Annotated in this window: 1 protein-coding gene; it reads right to left on the bottom strand. The window is 60.6% G+C overall.

Annotated features, from left to right (window positions below; genetic code table 11):
* Window positions 1–880 (bottom strand): IS256 family transposase (locus tag HMPREF2791_RS02335; protein ID WP_070844192.1); only part of this gene is annotated, 880 nt, incomplete at both ends.

Raw genomic sequence — 880 nt, 5'->3', positions numbered from 1 at the left:
ATGGCTTGTTTCCACCCGGTGGCTTTCGCTCCTTCAATATAGCCGTTGCACTCAATGTTGCGCTTTGCTTTCTTCGCCCGCTGGGCGGCACGCTTGTCTTCGATGTTGCAGATCATCAGCCAAAGCGTCTTCAGCGCCGCGGTATCGTTCGGGAATTGGCCCCTGTTGCGGGTAGCTTTACGCAGTTCAGCATTCAGCGACTCGATTGAATTGGTGGTGTAGAGCACCCGGCGTGCCGCCGGCGGAAACTGCAGAAACGGCACGAACCGCTCCCAGGCGTCACGCCAGACTTTGACCGACTGGGGGTATTTCCGGCCCAGTTCACTGGCTTCGAACGCATCCAAGGCGGCACGGGCGGTGTCCTCGTTTGCGGCCGTGTAGACCTCACGCAGCGCCCGGGAGACGGGTTTGCGGTCCTGGTAGGACACCCACCGGTTCGCAGCCCGAATCAGGTGCACAATGCAGGTCTGCACCATGGAATTCGGCCAGGTGGCTTCCACGGCTTCCGGCAAGCCTTTGAGCCCGTCGCAGCACACGATGAACACGTCCTGGACACCGCGGTTGGCCAGATCCGCGCACACCGATGCCCAGAATGCGGCGCCTTCGTTGTCGGCGATCCACAATCCCAGGATGTGCTTGATGCCGTCCATGTCGACACCAACCGCCATGTAGCAGGCTTTGTTGACCACGCGGTGGCCGTCACGGATCTTCACGCGTAGCGCGTCGAGGAAGATCACCGGGTAAAACTCGTCGAGCTGGCGGTTTTGCCAGATCATGACCTCCTCTAGCACCGCATCGGTAATGGTGCTGATCGTATCCGGGCTCATATCCACCCCGAGCGTGGTCGCGAGGTGATGCTGGATATCGCGCACTGTCACCC

Origin of the sequence: Corynebacterium sp. HMSC034A01 (assembly GCF_001838175.1) — a bacterium.
Classification (GTDB): Bacteria; Actinomycetota; Actinomycetes; order Mycobacteriales; family Mycobacteriaceae; genus Corynebacterium.
This window is presented reverse-complemented; position numbering and strand designations above follow the sequence as displayed.